General features: G+C 57.7%; 19 protein-coding genes and 2 riboswitches. Of the genes, 10 read left to right on the top strand and 9 right to left on the bottom strand.

The features are described 5' to 3' along the window. On the top strand, window positions 1-341 hold a 341-nt coding region (locus JN12_RS15430; RefSeq protein ID WP_211360557.1), incomplete at its 5' end, for a transposase. After that, window positions 342-1,277, top strand: a complete 936-nt coding sequence (locus JN12_RS15425) for a DUF4238 domain-containing protein (RefSeq protein WP_145024344.1) — start codon at window positions 342-344, stop codon at window positions 1,275-1,277. A gap of 174 nt (window positions 1,278-1,451) precedes the next feature. Here JN12_RS15425 and JN12_RS15420 read toward each other — a convergent pair whose 3' ends face one another. Next, window positions 1,452-1,763: a helix-turn-helix domain-containing protein gene (locus JN12_RS15420; protein WP_145024342.1), complete on the bottom strand. Its 312-nt coding sequence runs from the start codon at window positions 1,761-1,763 to the stop codon at window positions 1,452-1,454. Next, window positions 1,750-2,070, bottom strand: a complete 321-nt coding sequence (locus tag JN12_RS15415) for a type II toxin-antitoxin system RelE/ParE family toxin (RefSeq protein ID WP_246125886.1) — start codon at window positions 2,068-2,070, stop codon at window positions 1,750-1,752. The genes JN12_RS15420 and JN12_RS15415 overlap by 14 nt, the downstream gene beginning before the upstream one ends. 533 nt (window positions 2,071-2,603) lie before the next feature. Further along, window positions 2,604-2,724, top strand: a riboswitch (molybdenum cofactor riboswitch). A gap of 98 nt (window positions 2,725-2,822) precedes the next feature. Further along, a riboswitch (molybdenum cofactor riboswitch) is annotated at window positions 2,823-2,942 on the top strand. Between the two features lie 356 nt (window positions 2,943-3,298). On the opposite strand from JN12_RS15415, the gene JN12_RS15400 reads away from it, so the two are divergent. The 7 genes from JN12_RS15400 (at window position 3,299) to JN12_RS15370 (ending at window position 11,231) form a co-directional block, all read left to right on the top strand. Beyond that, a complete protein-coding gene (locus JN12_RS15400; protein WP_145024336.1) occupies window positions 3,299-5,269 on the top strand; it encodes an aldehyde ferredoxin oxidoreductase N-terminal domain-containing protein in 1,971 nt (656 codons plus the stop codon). After that, a complete protein-coding gene (locus JN12_RS15395; protein ID WP_145024334.1) occupies window positions 5,256-5,786 on the top strand; it encodes a 4Fe-4S dicluster domain-containing protein in 531 nt (176 codons plus the stop codon). Before JN12_RS15400 ends, JN12_RS15395 begins: the two co-directional genes overlap by 14 nt. Window positions 5,787-5,895: 109 nt before the next feature. Beyond that, complete coding sequence (locus tag JN12_RS15390; protein WP_145024332.1) at window positions 5,896-7,203, top strand: molybdopterin molybdotransferase MoeA; 1,308 nt, start codon at window positions 5,896-5,898, stop codon at window positions 7,201-7,203. A 33-nt stretch (window positions 7,204-7,236) separates the two neighbouring features. Beyond that, on the top strand, window positions 7,237-7,719 hold the full coding sequence (locus JN12_RS15385; protein ID WP_145024330.1) for a DVU_1557 family redox protein: 483 nt from the start codon (window positions 7,237-7,239) through the stop codon (window positions 7,717-7,719). 16 nt (window positions 7,720-7,735) lie between these two features. After that, entirely contained in the window at window positions 7,736-8,425 is a 690-nt protein-coding gene (gene trsM / locus JN12_RS15380; RefSeq protein ID WP_145024328.1) for a DVU_1556 family methyltransferase, read from the top strand. An 11-nt stretch (window positions 8,426-8,436) separates the two neighbouring features. Then, window positions 8,437-9,855: a radical SAM (seleno)protein TrsS gene (gene trsS, locus JN12_RS15375; protein ID WP_145024325.1), complete on the top strand. Its 1,419-nt coding sequence runs from the start codon at window positions 8,437-8,439 to the stop codon at window positions 9,853-9,855. Further along, window positions 9,852-11,231, top strand: coding sequence for a DVU_1553 family AMP-dependent CoA ligase (locus JN12_RS15370; RefSeq protein WP_145024323.1), 1,380 nt, complete (start codon window positions 9,852-9,854; stop codon window positions 11,229-11,231). Before trsS ends, JN12_RS15370 begins: the two co-directional genes overlap by 4 nt. Here the strand turns inward: JN12_RS15370 and JN12_RS15365 are convergent. The 7 genes from JN12_RS15365 to JN12_RS15335 all read right to left on the bottom strand — a co-directional run bounded on the left by JN12_RS15365 (window position 11,179) and on the right by JN12_RS15335 (window position 20,037). Then, complete coding sequence (locus tag JN12_RS15365; protein ID WP_145024321.1) at window positions 11,179-12,264, bottom strand: malate/lactate/ureidoglycolate dehydrogenase; 1,086 nt, start codon at window positions 12,262-12,264, stop codon at window positions 11,179-11,181. The two genes, JN12_RS15370 and JN12_RS15365, sit on opposite strands and share 53 nt — an antisense overlap. An 18-nt stretch (window positions 12,265-12,282) precedes the next feature. Then, window positions 12,283-13,095 (bottom strand): universal stress protein, encoded by an 813-nt coding sequence (locus JN12_RS15360; RefSeq protein WP_145024319.1) that lies wholly within the window; start codon window positions 13,093-13,095, stop codon window positions 12,283-12,285. 89 nt (window positions 13,096-13,184) lie between these two features. After that, window positions 13,185-14,339 carry an ABC transporter substrate-binding protein gene (locus JN12_RS15355; protein ID WP_145024317.1) on the bottom strand — a complete coding sequence of 385 codons (1,155 nt, stop codon included), beginning with the start codon at window positions 14,337-14,339 and terminating at the stop codon, window positions 13,185-13,187. Between the two features lie 267 nt (window positions 14,340-14,606). Next, on the bottom strand, window positions 14,607-15,374 hold the full coding sequence (locus JN12_RS15350) for an ABC transporter ATP-binding protein (protein ID WP_145024315.1): 768 nt from the start codon (window positions 15,372-15,374) through the stop codon (window positions 14,607-14,609). Continuing rightward, window positions 15,374-17,125 carry a branched-chain amino acid ABC transporter ATP-binding protein/permease gene (locus JN12_RS15345; protein ID WP_145024313.1) on the bottom strand — a complete coding sequence of 584 codons (1,752 nt, stop codon included), beginning with the start codon at window positions 17,123-17,125 and terminating at the stop codon, window positions 15,374-15,376. The genes JN12_RS15350 and JN12_RS15345 overlap by 1 nt, the downstream gene beginning before the upstream one ends. Beyond that, window positions 17,122-18,159 carry a branched-chain amino acid ABC transporter permease gene (locus JN12_RS15340; RefSeq protein ID WP_145024311.1) on the bottom strand — a complete coding sequence of 346 codons (1,038 nt, stop codon included), beginning with the start codon at window positions 18,157-18,159 and terminating at the stop codon, window positions 17,122-17,124. The genes JN12_RS15345 and JN12_RS15340 overlap by 4 nt, the downstream gene beginning before the upstream one ends. Window positions 18,160-18,198: 39 nt before the next feature. Beyond that, on the bottom strand, window positions 18,199-20,037 hold the full coding sequence (locus JN12_RS15335) for a feruloyl-CoA synthase (RefSeq protein ID WP_145024309.1): 1,839 nt from the start codon (window positions 20,035-20,037) through the stop codon (window positions 18,199-18,201). A gap of 555 nt (window positions 20,038-20,592) precedes the next feature. On the opposite strand from JN12_RS15335, the gene JN12_RS15330 reads away from it, so the two are divergent. Next, window positions 20,593-21,378 carry an IclR family transcriptional regulator gene (locus tag JN12_RS15330; RefSeq protein ID WP_145024307.1) on the top strand — a complete coding sequence of 262 codons (786 nt, stop codon included), beginning with the start codon at window positions 20,593-20,595 and terminating at the stop codon, window positions 21,376-21,378. Window positions 21,379-21,385: the final 7 nt, after the last annotated feature.

The following is a 21,385-nucleotide window of genomic DNA, read 5'->3' as shown; positions in this document are numbered from 1 at the left end:
ATCCGGATGCGATTAAAGTGCGTCTGGTTATGGATAACCTGAATACCCACAGCATTGCCTCTCTCTACGAAACGTTTGAACCTCAAGAAGCCAGAAGACTGGCTGAACGACTTGATATACATTACACGCCCAAGCACGGCAGTTGGCTGAATATGGCCGAGATTGAACTCAGCGTGCTTAAGGGGCAGTGCCTTGATCGCCGGATCCCTGATATGGCAACAATGCAGGCCGAAGTGACTGCATGGGAAAAAGACCGAAATAACTGTACCAATAAGATTGACTGGCAATTTACAACAACTGATGCCCGGATCAAGCTGAAGAGGCTTTATCCGAACTTTTAAATGTTAATAGGTACTAGAAAACATCATTATCTTCCGCAAGGATATTTAGCAGCATTCACTGATACCGGGAAGAAAGATGGGCTTTTCTATGTTCTGGAACTGGACAAAGGAACCTGGTTTCGTACTTCTCCGAAGAATGTTGCGGCGCAACGTGATTTTAATCGCGTCGACATTGAAGGTCATTCTCCTGATGTCATTGAACAAGCCTTTTCTCCGGTAGAGGCTCTCATGATTGAAGCCTGCCGCAGAGTCGTACAAACCCAGGCTTACCCCAACGATGAAGACATCAACTACATACTAAACCTTCTCGGACTTATAGCTGTCCGGAATCCAAAACTACGCACTTCCTTTAACAAAGCTCGTGAGCACATGATGAATATGATCTCTCACATGTTGGTATCAAAAAAAGAAATATTTGAACATCAAGTCAAGAAAGCGAGAGAAGCAGGGTACCTTAGCCAACAAAATCATTCCTCATACGAGGATGTGAAGCGTTTTGTAGAGGGTGGAGAATACGACATTGAGTTTTTACCTGAAGGGAATTTACGTATAGAGCTTGAAACGTTCGACAAGATATTATCCGTTTTAGGTGAACGAATTTGGTCTGTATTTGTTGCGCCCCCTTCTGGTCCTACTTTTATTTGTTCCGATCACCCTGTCACTTTAGTGTGGAAAAATGAAAGGATAGATGGACCAGTTGGATTTGGCTTGAAAAATACGGAAGTATTCTTCCCTCTCGGCCCCACTGTGGGTCTATATGGAACTTATGAGCAACCTCAAAACGAGGTCGTAGAGCTAAGTCCGACAAACGTTGCAAGATTGAACCGACGAATAATGGATAATGCAGAAAAACATGTGTTTTCAACAACGGGCAGCTTTTACATTCGCGATGAGAGCAACATTATAGAAGTGCCGTGCATATTAGAGCGAAGATGATTGAGAACGTTAGGGGGTGTCGCTGGGGTCTTGAAAAATAAGTATTTGTGGGCAGATTTGGCAATAAAATGATTTTTCAAGACCTGATAATCAAGCTCTGACCCTCAAGCTCCATGCAAGCAGCTCATTCAAGGGTACGGACTCTTGTATTGCAGAAGTTGGGTACGGTGAAACTTAAGCTGCGAGCAATTCCTTAATAACCTCCGGTCTCTTAATGGCAATAGTGATGAGGGACTTTGCCGCACCGGATGGGGTTCGGCGCCCTTGCTCCCACTCTTGGAGAGTGCGAAGCGACACTCCAAGCATCTTTGCGAACTCACTCTGGGAAAGACCGATTTTTTGACGAGCGGTAGCAATTGGAGAAACTTCCAGCGTAGAAACTCGCCCGACCTTGCCGGCTTTGATGTCCCGAACAGCCTGGAGCAGTTCTTCACCAATGTTGCGCTTTGCATCGCGTGCAAGTAGTTCTTTTTCATCGAGTGGCATGTTCCATCTCCTCTTTGAGTGCTTTGAGAATGTGGCCAGGAATGCTGTCAACTGCGCTTTTGGCATAAATCAGAAGTAACCAGATCTCACCGGCTTCTGTCCGGGCAAAAAATAGTATCCTGACGCCACCGCTTTTGCCGGTACCGCGACGGTTCCAGCGAACCTTGCGAACGCCACCGGAACCGCGAACCACGTCACCTGCGTCTGGAGAAGTTGCAAGGAACGCCTGAAAAACCCGATATTCGTCATCCGTCAGATAATCATGAACCTGTTTGGTAAATAGCGGTGATTCGACGAATGTGGCCATAGACCCAATATACGGCAATGACGTACAGAGTCAATCAGCAATTCAAGAACAATGTCCAACAGAAATCGCATATGAGGCAGACGCATCCGGGCGAGGAGGCACGTGACTTCAAAGCCCGATAACAAAGGCTCGGCCATTCAGTGAGGCTAGAGCACTCGCGGCCGTAATCGTAGTGGGGACGTCGCACCTTTCCCTTACGGAGTTGGGGAAGCTCGTCAACCGTGATGCGTCCGCACTTGGTAAAGCTGCGCAAAAAATGTTATGCCAGTCTCAGGCCGATGCGCGGCTGACAGAGGCCATAGAAGCAATACGTGGTGAGTTGAACAAATGTCCGAATGTCTGACCTGACCCCTGACCCCCGGCAGAAATTCACGCAGTACTTCGCCGGGATGTGCGGGATTATGCATGCGCGCCATATAATCTCCTTTAGTGATAGTCCTGGTAATCAACCAGGACAGCAAACCCACCCCTTGCCTCTCCCGTGATTTTTCTCTTGACAGTTAAAGTGGTAATGTAGTACCAGTTTACAACAAATAAGCAACAGTCTCCGAGCCGTGGCGCCTAAAAGGGAAAACCCTCATGGCGGTCCGGCCTATGGGTATCGCTGGAAACGGCCTTGCCTTCCTTTTGCAAAGGGGACCCAACGGCGCGGAAGCATAGCTGCGCCGTCAAGGGGCCTTTCTATCAAGAGAGCGCCCCTTTTGTTTTTCCGGCTGTTTTGCTGGCAGTAGCAGCCGTGGGCAATACCTAAAATTGAACACAGTCTCCGAGCCGCGGCGCCTAAAAGGGAAACCCTCAAGGCGGTCCGGCCTATGGGTATCGCTGGAAACGGCCTTGCCTTCCTTATGCAAAGGGGACCCAACGACGCGGATGTATTTCTGCGCCGTCAGGGGGCCTTTCCATCCGGAGAGCGCCCTTTTTGTTTTCCGGTGATCGCAGAATGTCACCAGCCGTGGGGAAAGGGAGAACCAGCGACGTACTCGCCAGATGGGGCATCAGATTAAGTAAACAGTCAAAAGGGGGGTAAACATGAAATGCGAAGAGGCTGGATGTTATTTGGAAATTAACGTGGCAACGGGAAACATTGAACGGGTAGCAATCGACCCCAAGCTACTGGAGCCTCATCTCGAGGGCCGGGGGGGCAGCGTCAAGGAAGCGTGCGGAGGTTTTTGCCAGCATTCACTGAAGAAGTGCCTCAGGATAGCAGACTAAAGAAAGAGGGGTAAACATGAGATACGCAGAGGCTGGATATTATTTGGAAGTTGACTTGGCAACAGGAAACATTGAACGGGTGGCAACCGACCCCAAGTTGATGGAGTTGCATCTCGGGGGGCTGGGTACCAGCATCAAGTTGCACTGGGACAGGGTTCCGCCGGAGGTCAAGGCGTTTGATCCCGAGAACCTGCTTGTATTCAGCACCGGTCTGTTAAACGGCACGCCTGTTTTCAGTGCCAATCGTTCCGTCGTCACCTTTGTTTCGCCGCAGTCGGGTACATTGGTCTATCCGATGATGGGAGGGTTTTTCGCGGCGGAATTGAAGTATGCCGGTTATGACAAGGTGATCTTTCGCAACAAGTCCCCCGACTGGGTGTATCTGTACATCAACAATGACAAGGTGGAAATACGTGATGCCTCGCATTTGCAGGGGAAAGGCGCTTTAGAAACGCAAGACCTTATCCGCAAAGAGCTGAATCAGCCTAAAGCCCAGGTGGCAGCCATCGGCCTGGCCGGCGAGAATCGGGTCTTCACCGCTTCCATCGAGCAGTCCAGGTCGAGCGCCAGCAGACTCGGTGGCGGAGCCGTTATGGGCGACAAGAAGATAAAGGCAATTGCCGTTCGGGGAACCAAGGACGTCTATCTTGCCCGACCGGAAGAGTTCATGAAGCATATGAAGGACGTGACGGAGTATATACACTTCCGGAACAACAATCCTATTCAGGACGTCATGACCATTATGTCCGGGATCGGATCGCCACAGGAGATGAAGCATACCGATGAGAAGTGGCACACCGAAAATTTCGCCTGGGGGAATGCCCGCACCCGGAGAAGGGATTTCTGGACCGATGAGATCGATGCATCCTGGACAAAGTCTCAACATGGTGCGGTAAAGCGGCTGATAAGCTGCTTCAACTGTCCCCAGCACTGCGGGGCATTGGTTTCCCCGAAGGATGCTCCCCGATACATGGCAAAATGTTTCGGGAAACTTACCTATGCCATGGCGGCGTATGTCGACGACCTGGATTTCGGCTGGAAAATCCTGCAACGCGCTTCCGAGTACGGGGTCGATTCCTTCTCAACCCCGCAGATCCTGGCTTTCGCCGTCGAGCTCTATGAAGCCGGCATTCTGACCGACAAGGATTTCGCAGGATGTCCGTCCGATAAGGAGGGGAGATTCTTCTGGCTGCTTGACAGGGTTGTGCGGCGGGAAGGAATCGGCGATGTGCTGGCTGACGGCGTCTATTTTGCGGCCCGCAAGATTGGCAATGGCGCGGAGGCTTTCGACCACAATACCATCAAGAAGCATGAGCAGCTTCCCATCAAACTCGGAACGATGGATCCGCTCTATTACCTGATGCTTTCCACCAATGAGAAGATAAGTATTACCCAGATGGAAGGGCAATGGCCCCAGTCGGCATTTCCCACGATGGAGCAGCGAGAAAACTTTGTCAGGGATTGGCCCCAGCTTCCCGATGAAAAGTTCAAGCAATGGGTGCTGGACTGGGAACCACGGGGAGAAAAGTCGATACCGTATTACCCGACCCCTGACATAGCTTCTGAAATCGTGGATTGGATGGAAATGATGCACAACATTGATGATGCCTGCGGTATGTGCTGCGGTATGTCATCGTTTTGCTTCAAGCCCCCCTATCATATACACAACTACCCGCTATTGATCTCGGCCGCGACCGGGATGGACCTGGATGAGGCCGGCCTGAAGAAAATTGTCAACAGGAACCGGAACCTGCACAGGGCATACAATAACAGAAAAGGGATCACGAGGGCCGATGAGAAGCCGCCGGCGGATCATTGGAAAAAAAGATTTCCCGAACTCGAGGAAGAACTCCTGTCCACCTATTACAAATTCAAGGGATGGAATCACGACGGTATTCCCACGCGGGAAAAGCTGGAAGAACTTGATCTGGGCTATGTTGCCGATGACTTGGAAAAGAGAGGTATATTGAAAAATGGCCAAAATTAAGAAAAAGATCAGGACAATCACGGTCAATGCTGACAAGTGTAACGGCTGCCGGACCTGCGAGATAATGTGTTCCGCTTTTCACGCCGTTCCGCCATACAGCAGCAATAACCCGGCCCGGTCCCGTATTCAGATTGTCACGAACCGACTTGAGGATATCTGGATGCCTGTATTCGCGGGTGAGTATACCGAGTCCGAATGCATGGGCAGAAACAAGTACATAATGGACGGCAAGGAATACAGCGAGTGCGACTCCTGCCGAGCTTCCTGCCCGGCCAGGGACCTGTTCAAAGAGCCCGACTCCGGTCTTCCTCTCAAGTGCGATATGTGCGATGGCGAAGACGAGCCCATATGTGTCAAATGGTGCCTGGTCGATGCCCTGATCTATGAAGAACGGGAAGAGGAAGTGGAAGAAGAAAAGCCAAGCGTAAGCGAGATGGAAATTGGCCTTGAATCATTGATGAAAAAACATGGGTTACAGAAGCTGCTGGACAGTGTTGCCAGACTGTCAGAGAAGTGATAGGACATTATAGACTAATAAAAGAGATAGGCCCCCCGGCTATGTCGGGGGGGTATGATCCGGTACGCACCCACCATGGATGTGGCGTAGATTTCGGAGGATGGGTGAAATGCCAAGTTTAGAGGAAGCTCTCCGGATAATCCTTGGCAAGGTGACGCCGCTGGGGGTGGAGCGTGTCGATCTGCAGTCCGCCCTGGGCAGGGTCCTGGCAAAGGATATGACAGCAACCTGGGATATGCCGCACTACGACAACTCGGCCAGGGACGGTTTTGCCCTGGCTAGTGCTGATTGTACCGTCGAAGGGAGGACCCTGCGGATCACCGGCTTTATTCCGGCAGGGGGCAACGTGTCGACGCCGGTTCTGGGGGGATGCGCCGTCCGTATCATGACCGGTGCACCTATCCCGCACAACTGTGATGCGGTGGTGCCGGTTGAAGAGACGGCTGAGGCCGATGGTTACGTGACAATTATGGCGCCGGTCCGTTCCCGGCAGCATATTCGCTTCCAAGGCGAAGATGTGGCAACCGGCGACACGGTGCTGACAGCGGGTACGGTCGTTCAGTCGCAGGAGATAAGTGTGCTGGCCTCCTTTGGCAAGGCGGTTGTGCCGGTCTACCAGAAGGCGCGGGTGGCAGTGCTCTCCACCGGCGACGAACTTATCGAATTGGGAGAGCCGCCGGCTGCCGGGCGGATCATCAACAGCAATGCCCAGTACCTGGCTGCCGCTCTCAGGGAGATCGGTGCCGAGCCGGTCATCCTGAGCATAGCCCGCGACAACAGGGAGAGCCTCAGGGAACAGGTGCTGGCGGGGCTGAAGGCCGATGCCTTGATCACTACTGCCGGTGTTTCTGGCGGTGATCGGGATTTTGTGCGGGGCGTGCTGGCCGAACTGGGGGTTCGACAGCTATTGTGGAAAGTTGATATAAAACCGGGTGGTCCGAAAGCCTTTGGCATGAAAGGGGGGACGCCGGTCTTTTCTCTTCCCGGTAACCCGGTATCGACCATGATCACGTTCGAGGAGTTCGTCAGGCCGGCGCTGCTCAGGATGATGGGGCATCGCCGGGTGGTCCGGCCGTACTTTAAGGCGACGCTTCGCGAAGAGACGCACAAAAAGCCGGGCAGTGTTCATTGCCAGCCGGTTCGCGTGGAAATGGAGAATGGCCGCTACATTGCCACCACCTGTGGTGACCAGAAGTCTTGTAAGCTGCGTACCATGCACAGAGCCAACGCCGTTGCGATGCTCCCCAAAGAGCCTTCGGTGGTAGCGGCAGGGGCTGAGGTGGATGTCCATCTGCTGCGCGGTGGTATGGCCCTGCTTCAAGAACTGGAAGGCATCAACAGTTATGAATATGATGACGTCGCTCTGCCGCGTGAAGAAGAGAACTTCGGGGGGAGGGTGCGGGTGGTGAAATGTTAACCGAGACGGGCCTGGGCAGGATTGAGACACAAGATGAATACAGATGAGCAGATAAGTTTGCATATCAGCGCGGAGATAGAGCGTCTCTTGGAGGGTCGTTCGATCCTGAGGGAAGATGTGCAGAAAGTTATCCATCATGCCGAGACCTCCGGGAAGAAGCTGATGAACACTGTCACCCACCGGTCTCTCGCCTTTTATCGACCTAAGGCGGTCACCTACTGGGTGGAATACAGTCGGATCGATGGGGGCTATCAGGTTCATACTGCCTATTCCCACAGGATGGTGATGAAGTCGGGCGGGAGCACGAAGGAGTGGGTGAAGTCCGGCAGTAACAGCGACTGGACCTGCAATCAGTGCCAAACGCCCTTGGAAGTCCAGACGGTCAGGCTTCAGTACATGCAGTCCATATTCCCCATCAATCTTCCGGCCTGCTCCCGGTGCGGTTTCATCCTCATTGCGGAGGAACTGGCGACCGGAAAGGTGGCCGAGGCAGAGCAGGCGCTGGAAGACAAGTAGCCTTACCGGTGACATGATGAACGATACCACGTTCAACTGGTCGGAGATCGGCCGCGTCGTGGGGCCATGCATACGACCCGGTGGCCCTGTGCTCACTGAGAGGGCGTTGGAAATCTGCGACCTCCCTGCCGGTTCCCTTGTCGCCGATATCGGCTGCGGTGCGGGTGGGACACTGCAGCACCTGGAACGGACCGGTCACTACCGCCTGGTAGGACTCGACCATTCGGAAACGCTCCTCAGCGAAGCTGCCACCCGGCTTGAAACGGCTCGTTTCATCCGGGGCCGGGCGGAAACGATCCCCTTCGGCAGCGACACCTTCGATCTCCTCCTTTGTGAATGCGTCCTTTCCATTCTCGACGACAGGTCTGCGGCTCTCGACGAGTTTGCCCGGGTCGTGAAGGGTGGGGGATATCTGGTACTGAGCGACCTGTTCGGTAAAGGCGACCACGGAACGGCTGGACAGGCAGATGGACTCCTCTTGCAGCAGGAGCTTCTTGATTCGTTATCCGCGCGCGGTTTCACCCCTCTCCTCTGGGAGGCACACGACCGGCTGCTCAAGGAGTTCGCTGTCCGTATGATCCTTGCCGGCGAATGCCTGCCGGACTCATGGGGGTGCTGTCAGAGACAGAAAGGTGAAAAGACCGACCGCTCAGGAATCAGCTATTTCCTTCTGGTTGCCCGAAAATCGGGGGCCACATTTACCTAATGGATACGGTCATGAACGATACGCAGCCGGATGTAACCGAAAGTCTCTGTCCCGTCTGCCTCAGGCGCATTCCTGCGACACGGCTGTTGCTGGGCGACGAGGTTTTTCAGGACAAAACGTGTGAAGAACACGGCTCCTTCAGGACCCTCATCTGGCGCGGCGAACCGTCCATGGCCGAATGGCGGCGGCCCAAGGCACCGGTCCATCCGGAGATCTGCTATGGAACCGTTGACAGGGGGTGCCCTTTCGACTGTGGCCTGTGCAGCACCCATGAACAGATGCCCTGCTCGGTTCTGCTGGAAGTGACGGACCGGTGCAACCTGCAATGCGCCGTCTGTTTCGCCGATGCCGGCCATGGGGAAACAGATGATCCATCGTTGGAGAAGATAGCAACGCTGCTGGAACGGGCCATGGCGGCAGCTGGTCCGTGCAACCTACAGCTATCGGGGGGGGAACCCACCCTGCGGGACGACCTCCCGGAGATCGTCGCAGCGGCCAGGCGGATCGGGTTTTCTTTCATCCAGCTCAATACGAACGGTCTTCGCCTTGCCTCTGACAGGAACTACGCAGACCGGCTGAGCGCGGCAGGGCTTTCGTCGGTATTCCTCCAGTTCGACGGGGTTGACGATGGGATCTACCGCACCTTGAGGGGAAGAGCGCTTCTGGAACAGAAACTCCGGGCCGTCAGGAATGCCGGCGAGGCCGGCCTCGGCGTCGTCCTGGTCCCGACCATCGTGAGGGGAGTCAACAGTGACGCCATCGGCGCCATCGTACGGCAGGCCCTGCAACTCGCCCCGATCGTGCGGGGCATCCATTTCCAGCCGGTCAGCTATTTCGGCCGCTTTTCGGAGTTGAGCGGCGGCGGCGACCGAGTTACGCTGCCTGAACTGATGCGATGTCTCGAAGCACAGACCGGCGGGCTGCTCAAGGTGGCGGACTTTTCTCCCCCCGGTGGCGAACATGCCCACTGTTCCTTTCACGCCACGTACCTTTACTCGGCTGACGGCGGGCTGCGCCCGCTCGGCGCGACGAGCGGCGACAGCTGCTGTACGGCGGATTGCGGCGGCGGGGGGATCAGAAAGACCGTCGATACCGTGTCGCGCCGCTGGAAGCTGCCGTCCAACCGTCCCCCGCTGTCGGAGCAGACCGCCTGCTGCTGCGGGAGCAGCGCGGACGCGGTCCGGGTCGAAGGGGTTCTTGACCTGGATGTTTTTCTCCGGGAGGTTGCCACCAGGAGTTTCACCATATCCGCCATGGCGTTCCAGGATGCCGAAAACCTCGACCTGGAGCGGCTGAGGGGGTGCTGCATTTCGGTCATATCCACAGACGGCAGACTGGTGCCGTTTTGTGCCTACAACCTTACCGGCAGGGATGGGCGGAGCCTCTACCGCGGTGCAGTGAATCAAGGCGTGAGGGAGGATATTGCGTGAATAAGACGCCGCTGGAGGACTGGCTTGCTGCAAGGGTGCCCGGTCACGGTGACGTCACCCTGACGGAGCGGATTGCCCGGTATCAGTTGCAAAGGCTGCGGGAGACAATCGACTACGTGAGGGAGAAGAGCCCCTTTTACCGCGATCTCTTCGCCGGCATCGAAGGGGACTCGGTAACTGACCTAATCAGATTCTCCAAACTACCCTTCACGACCGCCGACGACCTTCGGGAACAGGGACTGAGGATGCTGTGCAGCTCACAGGACGAGATCGAAAGGGTGGTGACGCTGCAGAGCTCGGGAACCACCGGCCCGGCAAAGCGGGTTTTCTTCACCGCCCAGGACCTGGAAGCCACCGTCGATTTCTTCGCCCACGGGATGACGACCCTCGTGGAGCCGGGCGGGACGGTAATCATCTTTCTCCCCGGCGAGCTCCCGGACAGCGTGGGGGACCTTTTGGCCAGAGCCCTGGTCAGGACAAAGGTGAAACCGGTGGTGTTCGGCCCGGTGCGCGACCAGGCGGCGGCGCGGGCCACCATCATGAAACACCCCCGTCCCTGCCTGGTGGGGATTCCCACCCAGCTGCTGGCCCTGGCGCGTGGCGACCTTGCCGGGACGATCCCGAAGGGGTGGGTGGCAAGCGTCCTTCTTTCCACCGACTACGTACCGAAGGCGATCGAGCGGGAACTGGAGCGGTCGTGGGGCTGCCGCGTCCTCACCCACTACGGCATGACCGAGACCGGTCTGGGGGGAGGGGTCGAGTGCGAGGCCGGTGACGGATACCACCTGCGCGAAGCCGATCTCTATACTGAAATCGTTGATCCCGGAACCGGCATGCCGGTCGCCGACGGGGAGGAAGGGGAGGTGGTCTTCACGACCCTCTGCCGCCGTGGGATGCCGCTGGTGCGTTACCGGACCGGCGACCTGGCGCGTCTTGTCACTGCCCCCTGTCCCTGTGGCACCGTCCTGAAGCGTCTGGGCCGGGTGCAGGGGAGGATTGGGGCGGAGATTTCCTTTAAAGATGGGGGACGAATTCGTATGCCCGCCCTGGACGAGGCGCTCTTCCCGATCCCCGGCGTGCTCGATTTCAGCGCCGAAGTACGGTCCCAGGGGGAAGGGGATCAGCTTAACCTCTGCTTTCACACGGTAGAGGGTGCCCAGGAACAGGTCGCTCGTAATGCGCTGCCGGCCTTGCTCCGTGGAGAGGCGACGGGGACGCTTTTCCGGGAGAAGGAGTTGACCCTGGGAAACATCACCTCCAGCGAAGGCGGGTGGCCGGGAACCGGCGTGGCGAAGCGGCAGATCCGGGACAATCGGTGCGTGGTCAACGACACGGCATCTTTGCTGCAACAAACGACTCCAACCGCGAACGGCTGAGTCCCACCTGTTCGCCGGCCTGCAGAATCTCTTCCCAGGTACCATCATCCACCGGGATGCCAGCCGATTGCCGCTCGGCAACCATCTTCCGTTCCGGGTCACCGGCTACCATGACTGTTCCGCCGGGCGATGCGGGCGGTGATCCCTTGACATAGCGGGTGACGGCGTCTATTTCCGCCTGCATCCAGTCATGGTCGACCAGGCGTCCGGGATCGACGACAAAGGTCAGCATGTTGTTGACGATGCTCCCCTGGCGCGGGTTTCCCGGCTGGATGGTGCCACCTCCGGTCAGCACCCCGGCCAGCAGCTCGCAGAAGAACGCCAGGCCGTATCCTTTGTGGTCGCCAAAGGGGAGCAGCGCCCCCCGCGGCTCCCGGAACATGACCGCCGGATCGGTGGTCGCCTCTCCCTGGTGATCCAGCAGCAGCCCCGGCGCCACCGTTTTACCGCTGTTCTGTGCCACGCGGGCCTTGCCCAGCGCTATCTTGCTGGTGGCCATGTCCAGGAGGATGGCGGGGGTGCCGGCGGTCGCCGGCATGGCCATGCAGAGCGGGTTGGTGGAGTAGCGGGCATCCCGGCCGCCAAAGGGGACGACGAGCGGTGCATGATCGATGACATTGACGAAGTGGAGGGACACCAGACCCGCAGCGATGCTCTGCTCGCCATAGGAGCCCACCCTGCCGATGTGATGGGCATTGCGGAGCGCCATGACCACCAGGCCGGTCTCCCGGCAGCGCCGGATGGCGGCATCCATCGACTCTGCGGCCACACGTTGGCCATACCCCCGCTGACCATCGAATACCATGATCGAACCATCGTCCCGTACCAGGCTGGCAGTCGTGCCCGGCAGCAGCAACCCAGCCTGCACACTCCTGACATAGTTGGGGAGCATACCTGCTCCATGGCTGTCATGCCCGGTCAGGTTGGCCCGTACCAGATGGTCGGCTACCAGGCCTGCTTCGTACTCGTCACTGCCGGCGTGCCGTAATATTTCGCAGAGGACTCTCTGCAGATCGTGATCCGTAACAAGCACGGTCGTGTCTCCCTTTGTTCAATTGGACATCAACACCGGCAAGGTCATATGCTCGAAGAATGCCCTGGCAACCGGCCCAATGGCCGTTGTCCCGTGAGCTGTCTGGGCGGGCACACCCATGACCAGCAGGTAGCAGCCATGTTCCCAGGCATAATTCATCAGCAGGTTGCCCACAGGGGCATCCCCGGTTTCAAGGGTTTCTTCCTTGACCCGAATGTTGTAACGTTCCAGATGGGTAACGATTGTACCATCGCCATAGATATCTGCCACCTCCTGGTCGCCTGACGACTTTATCGTTACCACGAAAACCTGTTTGGCCTTGAGCAGGAACGGCATGGCATCGTGGAGTGCCCGTGCCGATGCCCGTCCGGCTCTCCATGCCACGACCACCCGTTCTCCCACGTTGCCGAACCTCCCCGCATAGGGGACAACGAGCACCGGTCGGCCCGAACCGAGGACAACCCGCTCGGGGAGATCAGCGGGGGCATCCTCCGGCGGCCCGTCCTGAACGGTCTGACCGACAATGACCAGATCCTTTCGATGTGCATAGTGATTGAGAATTTCCACCATGCTGTCGCCGGTGACCCCCCAGTCGGCGCAGAGGTACTCGGCATCTATACCCGCCCCGGCTGTTTTCGATTGAAACAGCTCCTTTGCCTGCCTCACCTTCTGGTTCAGCCCTTCGCCTTGCGGTGCATAGTGGGGGTGAGTAATCACGTAGAGTCCGGTCAGGTAGGCGTTGTGCTCCCTGGCAAGTCTGATCGCCAGTTCCAACCGGGTCTCGCACTGTCTGGTATTGTCGATATGAACGAGAATATCTTTGAAATCCATGAACAGGCCCCTTTTCAATACTGCTCCGACAAAAGCCTTCTGCGCCCCCCCTTTCCCTGTATTGGGAGAGGGGGGGCGGTGTTGCCGGACTACTTGAACTCAGCGTGATCTTCCAGCTTCCATTTGCCGTTTTCTACCTTCAGCACGCACATGCCGAGCTGGTTGATCCCCGTATGATCGGTTTTGGTCATGGTGAACACGGTCCCGGCGCCCCTGAGCCCCTTGGTGCCTTCGATTGCGTCACGAAGGGCAACCCGGAACTTCTCCGTGCCGGGTTTGGCAACCTTCAGCGCTTTGGGGACAGCGGCCTCAACGATCTTCAGCGCATTCCACCCCAGGGAGGCAAAGAAGTTGCGGGCACCGTACTTGGCTTCGTATGCCTTCACAAAGTCGAGGGCCTCCTTCTTGGCCGGATACCCATTGGGGAACTGCTCGGCAGCAAGGAGCGGTGAGCCGAGCATGAACGAACCTTCCAACGCCTTGCCGCCGACGCGGAGGAATTCGGCATTGGCAGAACCGCCCGACTGGTAGATCTTGCCCTTGTAGCCGCGATCGATCAGCGCCACGTGGGGCAGCGCACCCGGGGTCCCGGAGGAGGCGATATAGACCGCGTCGGGATTGCCCTGCATCGCCTTCAGTACCTGCGCGGTGGCGCTGGTGTCGGCCCTCTTGTATTTCTCGACCGTCAGGGTCTTGATCCCCTTCTGGTCCGCGATCTTCCGGTATGCTACGGTGCAGTTTTCTCCGTAGGCGTCATCAACCGCGATCACGGAAACCGTCTTGACCCCTTTCTTGACCATGTGCCTGATCAGGGCATCGGCGTACACTGCGTCGGCCGGCGGGGCGCTGAAGATCCACCTCCGCTTGGGATCGTCGGAAGATGCGGCAATGCCGGGCGAAAGCTGGATCATGGGGGTTTTTGATTCCGCGACCGTGTCAGTAACGGCCTTTGAGGTCGGTGAGGTGGTGGGTCCGATGATTACATCGGCCTTTGCCTCCGAGATCAGTCGCTTCACGTTCTGCACGGCGTTGGTGGTATCGGTGGCGTCATCATAGATGACGTAGTTCACCTTCTGCCCGGCGATGACCGAGGGGCCGATCGTGATGGCATTCTTTTCCGGCATGCCGAGAGATGCTGCCGGTCCTGTCGATGAGAGGTTCACGCCAATCGTGATGTCCGCCCGTGCGGCAGCGGCCGTCGCCATGACGGCAACCATGCTGATTACGACCATACTCTGTTTCATCTCACGCCTCCTTTAAGTGGGTGGCCCTTGCGAGCACACCGGGTTGTGTACCTTTTGCTCCGTTGTTTTTCTGTTGTTCGCTGTCGCTGTCAGTCCTTTACGGCTCCAATAAAACCTGAACGGCAATGAAACGCGGATGGACGCGGATTGGAACGGATTTACGCGGACTTGAACGGTCCGGTCATGCCTTGGGTATCCGCGTTGATCCGTCTACGTCAGCGTTGATCCGTGTTCAATTGCTTTTGACGTTCTCGGTTGGTTCCGGGTTTATTCGCCCCTGGGCACGCCATCTCCTCCGGAAGCCTCCTCACCTCCTCCGATCCCGAGATAACTCTCTACGATCCGCGGATTGGTGGCCAGATCACTACTCGGTCCTTCCAGGGCAATCTCCCCGTTTTCGAGCACATAGCCGTAGTCGGAAATCTGCAGGGCCGCGCGGGCGTTCTGTTCGATCAAGAGGATGCTGACTCCCGTGGAACGCAGGTCGCTGATGGCGTGCAGGATCTCTTTGACAATGAGCGGCGCCAGCCCCAGGCTCGGTTCATCCAGCATCAGCAGGGTCGGCTGGCTCATGAGCGCCCGGCCCAGGGCGAGCATCTGTCGTTCGCCGCCGGAAAGGCTGCCGGCGAACTGGGTGCGCCGCTGCTCCAATCGGGGGAACAGTGCGAACACCTCGTTCAGGCTCTGCCGGATACCTTTGTCGCCACGCCGGTAGCGGGTAAACGCACCCAGCTCCAGGTTGTCCTCCACGGACATCTGTGCGAAAAGCTCCCGCGTTTCCGGAACCAGGCAGAGCCCCTGGCTCACCCTCCGCTCGACAGAAAGCCGCGCCATGTCGTTGCCGCAGAATTCGACACTCCCCCGTGACGGGAGCACACCCATGAGGGCATTCAAAAGTGTCGATTTACCGGCGCCGTTCGGACCGATGACGCTGACGATGGTCCCCCGGTCCACGTCGAGGGATGCCCGGTAAACCGCTTCGACCTTGCCGTAGCGGACATTAAGGTCACGCACGGTGAGCAGACGTTCCGTCATCACACCCCTCCCAGGTACGCTTCGAGCACTGCCGGATTGGAGCGTATCTCCCGCGGCAATCCCTCGGCCAGTTTCTCGCCGAATTCCATGACCACGATCCGGTCAACGAGATTCATCAGGAAATCCATGTCGTGTTCGACGATCAGAACACTCAACCCCTGGCCGCGCAGTTCCGCCAGCAAGGCCGCCAGTTCCTTTTTCTCCAGGTGTCTCAGCCCTGCTGCCGGCTCGTCAAGGAGCAACAGCAGAGGATCGCCGCAAAGGGCACGGGCAATTTCAACGATGCGCTGTTTGCCGAGTGACAGGCTCCCGGCAGGCACGAACATGCTGTCCTCGAGCCCGACACGTCGGAGCTGCCTGGCCGCTTCCGCGCGGACCCGGGCTTCCCTTGTCTGATTCAGGCGCAGGCCGGCGGCGAAGATGCCGTCGTGCGTGCGTAAATACGCGCCGATCATGACGTTCTCGATGGTCGTCATACCGGGGATCAGCCGTACGTGTTGAAAGGTCCGACTGAGTCCACGCCGGGCAATCTGGGAAGGTCGCAGGCCGCTGATGTTTTCCGAGCCCAGGTAGATGCTTCCCGCCGTGCGGGGCACCTCGCCGCTGATCAGGTTGAACATCGTGGACTTGCCGGCCCCGTTGGGACCGATCAGTCCGACGATTTCACCGGCGGACAGTTCGAAGCTCATCTTCTTGACCGCCACCAGTCCGCCGTATGCCTTTGTAACTCCATCCACCCTGAGCAGCACAGTCCCCCGCGATGGCTGGTCGCGCATCGACAGGTCCGAAGAGTCGTTGATCGGTTTGTTCGGCTTCGGTGGGAGCAGCCGTTCGACCAGTGACCAGATGCCGCCCCGCATCCATTGGAGCACCGCTACGATCATGATGCCGAACACGATGATCTCGAAATTGCCGGTCTGGGGGATCAGTTTTGGCAGAATCCCCTGGAGCACTGTTTTCAGGAGCGTGATCACCGTGGCGCCGGCTATCGCCCCCCAGACGCTGAAGGGGCCGCCGATGGTGATCATGAACAGGAATTCGATCCCCTGGTTGAGGCCAAAGGGGGAGGGGTTCACAAAGCGCTGCATGTGGGCATAGAGCCAGCCTGCCAGGCAGGCGAGTCCCGCGGAATAGACGAAGACGATGTTTTTCAGCCGATGGCCGCTGGCACCAAAGGCTTCCACCATCGATGTTCCGCCCTTGAGCGCCCGGATCGCCCGCCCTTCGCGGGAGTCCAGCAGGTTGATGGTGACCCAGAGGGCTGAAAGACAGACCGCCCAGATGAGATAGTAGAATATCCTCTCATCCCTGAGTTCCATGCCGAACAGCTGTAGCGCCTTGATGTCGGAGATGCCGGTGGAGCCGCCCAGGGCCGGGACGGTTCCGAAGAGAAAATAGAGGCTGATCCCCCAGGCGATGGTGGCCAGGGGAAGATAATGGCCCCCCATGCGCAGGGTGATCGCCCCGAGGATGAAGGCAATTGCCATCGTCAACGCCAGGGCAATGAGCAGGGTCAGCCAGGGAGACCAGCCGAATTGTATGGTGAGTATGGCTGTTGTGTACGCGGCAACCCCCATGAAGGCCGCCTGTCCGAACGAGGTCAGGCCGGCGACGCCGGTCAGGAGCACGAGGCCGAGCGCCACCATGCTGTAGAGCCCGATATAGCTCCCCAGGGTGATGTAGAATGAGGAGCAGAGCGGCAGGATCGCCAACAGTGCCAGGAACAGTGCCAACCCGATACGGCGTATCATTCTTCTTCCTCGTAGTGAATGCTCGATAGTGAACGCCACAACAGTATGGGGATGATGATGGTAAACACGATGACGTCCTTGTAGCCGCTCAGCCAGAATGACGAGAACGATTCCAGAAACCCGACCATGAAGGCACCGGCTGCCGCCAGCGGATAACTGGCCATGCCGCCGACAATCGCGCCGACAAAGCCTTTGAGGCCGATCAGGAAGCCTGAGTCGTAGTACAGCGTGGTGATCGGACCGATCAGGACCCCTGACAGACAACCGATGGCCGCTGCAAAGGCAAAGGTGACCGTGCCTGCCAGGTGCGGGCTGATGCCTACCAGACGGGCACCGTTACGGTTGAATGCCACGGCCCGCAGCGCCTTGCCGTACAGGGTCCTGCTGAAGAACCAGGCGAGAAACGAGATAAACACGAAGCTGGTCGCATATACCCAGAGGCTCTGCCCGGAAACGGTGAGGGTGCCGAACGTCAGCTGCGCGTCGGAAAAGGGCGGGGTGCGAACCCCTTCAGCGCCGAAGAACAATAGTCCTAGCCCGACCAGGACAAAGTGGGTCGCCACCGCTGCTATGAGCAGCACCAGCACGCTTGCATCGGCGAGCGGACGGAAAGCCACCCGGTAGACAAGGGGACCGAGCGGCGTCACGATCAGTATGGCCAACAGTACCTGCCAGCCGAGTGCCAACTGCAGGGGGATGCAGATTTTCACCAGGGCGGCGATGGCAACGGGCGGCACGAGCGTCATGGCAAGAACGCGCGGCAACTCCCGGCCCGCTCCAGTTGACAGCAACCGGTACGTCTCCATGATCGCAGCTATACCGGCCATGATCAGCAGCAGCCATACCGTCCCGGGCATGGCCCCGAGTTGCAGGCTGGCAAGTGTCAACGCCCCGTAGGATACGAACTCGCCTTGCGGTATCAGCACAACGCGCGTGACGCCGAAGACCAGAATGAGCGCCACCGAAAGCAGGACGTAGATCGCTCCGTTGGTAAGTCCGTCCTGGGCAAGGATCAATATTGTCTGTGAATCCATGGGACCCTCTCTGTGTGTCCTGACAGGCCAGCGGTCGAATTATACAATGATCACCTCCGGTGCCGTTTCCCCGGCATACAGCTGCTCCACGAGCCGTTTCCGCATCTCCAGGGCTGCCCTCTGATTTATGTACCCTTTATCCGTAATCTCGTTGGCGTCGATGGAAGGGGGAGCGGTCATGAGCATGATCCGCCGGACCAGTGTGGAAGAGCCTTCCTGCTGGGCGTTGTAGTTCGTTAACGCTTCCCTGAGATAGTCAGCCAATTCCCTGCTGGCCAGAAGGTCCTCAGCAGTCAGTTCTCCCTCGTTTCGGCAGATCTGTCTGCATCCCTGGATGTTCGGCCAGGCGAGAATCCCGACGTAATCCCGGTCATGGCCGGTGACCAGGAGATCCTGCAGGGCAGGGGCCGTCGCGGCCAGGATCCCCACTCTCAACAGCCCCACATGGACCCAGGTCCCGGTGCTGAGCTTGAAATCTTCGGCGACCCGGCCTTTGAAGGTGATCCCTTTGCAGGGAACGGCGGGGTCGGCAAACGCCCCGGCATCGCCGATCCGGTAGAAACCATCCTCGTCAAAGGCCGCACTGGTCAGGTCCGGTTGATGCAGGTAGCCGGGGGTTACATTCGGTCCCTTGACCCGCAGCTCGAATTTGCCGCGATCCGGCACCATCTTGAGAGTGACCCCCGGCAGGGGGATGCCGATGACACCTGCCCTGTCGATGGGGAAATGGGCGGAGGTCACGGCAGGTGAGGTCTCCGTTGCTCCCCAGGAGGAGGTCATGGGCACTTTCCTGCCGGTTGCCAGAATCGACACCGCCTCCAGCCGTTGCCACAGGTCCTGCGGCAGGGCAGCTGCCGCGTAAAAGATGAGTTGCAGCTTCTTGAAGAAGTTGTTGCGCAGCTCTGCGTCACTCTCCAGAAACGGGAGCAGCATGGCGAAACCGGCCGGAACGTTGAAGTAGATGGTTGGCGAGATATCCGCCAGGTTCCTCACCGTCTGCTCGATCATGCCGGGGACCGGTTTCCCTCCGTCGATGTACAGCGTCCCGCCCCGCTTGAGGACCAGGTTGAAGTTGTGATTACCTCCGAAGGTGTGGTTCCAGGGGAGCCAGTCCACCAGGACTGGCGGTGTCTTCTCCGTGAATGGCCATGCCTGGGCCATCATCTGCTGGTTCGCACAGAGCATGCCGTGGCTGTTGAGCACCCCCTTGGGAATGCCGGTCGACCCGGATGAATAGAGGATTTTGGCAATTGATGAAGAGTCGACCCGGGCAAATCTTTGGGCAACCTGTTGGGTGGGACTGGTCTCAAGAAGTGTGGACAGGCGGGTGGTGGGGCGATCCGTCTGTCCGTCCGAAGTGACAACCTCCACGCCGGAAAGGTCCAGGACGTCGAGGGCGCGGGCAAACGGTCCGGCCTTTTCCACATAGATAAGAGCCGGACGGACCTCGTCGACTATGGCCCTGAGCTTGGCAAAATCCTGGCTGAGCAGCGAATAGGCAGGTGAGACCGGTACCACCGGGACACCGGCGACGAACCCTCCGAGCGTGACCAGTGCATGGCCGATGGAGTTTCCGGAGAGGATCATGACCGGCCGGTCGGGGCTGAGGTCCCGGTCGATGAGCGCCTGGGCGATGGCGTCGGCACGATGATCGGCTTCGCCGTACGTCAGGAGACCCCATTGTCCGGTAGCGTCCCTTTCCCCGAGAAAAATCCTTTCGGGAGCATCTTTGGCCCAGCGGCGCAACATCACCCCCAGGCTTTCCTCATAGGGTTCAAGGGGAACGGGAGAGCTGAGGAGGTATCCCCCGTCAGGTGTCTCCATTACATTGACTGCTGCCGGCGCAAAATCAACAGGTGCAACGTCTGCTTGATCCACAGGTCTCCTCCTATTGATGCGTAAGCTCGCTTCCTGCTCCTCGCCCGTAACGTGCGGATGAATGAATGGCAAGTTTGTATAATAATGTTTTGCAAAGTTGATACCATGCAATTCATTAGGACGTTGTTGTTTGTAACTATCTAAAAACATTTACATATTTGGGTAGAATATATTTTTATGGAGTTGGGTGATGTTGAAGTGAGACGATATTTCGTCGTGTATCTGCTCAAGGTAGGGTGTTAATTTCAAATCCATGGTGGATAACAGTCTAAGGTATAACATTTTTTTTGATTGTGAAGTTGCTGGGGGTGATTGAAAGTAGTATACGATATTTCAGATATGCTACGTTATTTCGGATGTAATCTTGGTTGGTAAGGCGAAATGTTGCGATTGTTTTGTGTATTTGGAAGGCGCGTTGTGGCGCTACGTTGCTGTACATAGTTTGTTTGTGTCAGATAAACCCATGTTTTGAATTGTGGTGTTTGCGCTTGACGCAGTACGTATCGTTGTGTTAGTTTTTATATACAGAACAAAGGTTCTGTGTGGAGAACTTAAATGGCGGACGCAAAAAATCGCAGCGATGAGAAATATATGGTGCCGGCTGTAGAGCAGGCTGCACGTGTGCTGTTCTGTCTCGCCGGCAACAGCTCCTCCCAGATGAGTCTGCCGGAGATCTGCAGCCAGGTGGGGATACACAAGAGCAAGGCGTACTCCATCCTGCAGACGATGCAGCGATTCGGGCTGGTGCAGCGGTATGGCGACCGGAAGGGGTATGCCCTCGGTCCGGGTCTGATCACGCTCTCCCGCAAGGTCCTGGACGACTTCAACGCTCCCCGTCTGGCGGAGCCGCTCCTGGAGGATCTGGCAACCGGGATCGGCGGGACTGCCACGCTGGGGCTGATCGCCGACCGGACGGTGTACGTGGTGGCCAAGCATGAAGGCGGGGTGGATGTCGGCGTCACGGTCCGGATCGGCCACCGTTTTCCGGTCAGCTATGGTTCGCACGGCAAAGCGATTGCCGCCTGCCTCCCCCGGGAGGAGCTCGGCCTGCTCCTGGGGGAGGATAAGCTCTATTTCCACGGGACCCCGGATAAGCTCGACAGGGAGCGCCTGCTGCGGGAGCTTGCCGACTGCCGTCGAGACGGATTCGCGCTGGACCTGGGGGAGATGAAGCCGGGGCTCAATTCGGTGGCTGCGCCGGTGATCGGTCCGAACGGATCACCGATCGGCTACATAGCCCTGTTCGGCTTCTTTCCCGCTGAAACAGCCCGGCAGTTCGGGCCGTCGGTGGCTGCAGCGGTGAAGGTGCTGTCCCGGCAGCTCGGGGCGCAACTGGATTGAGCGGATT

Source organism: Geobacter argillaceus, assembly GCF_007830735.1.
In the GTDB taxonomy this organism is placed as follows: domain Bacteria; phylum Desulfobacterota; class Desulfuromonadia; order Geobacterales; family DSM-12255; genus Geomobilibacter; species Geomobilibacter argillaceus.
Note: the sequence above shows the minus strand (reverse complement) of the source record. Positions and strands in the feature narration are given on the sequence as shown.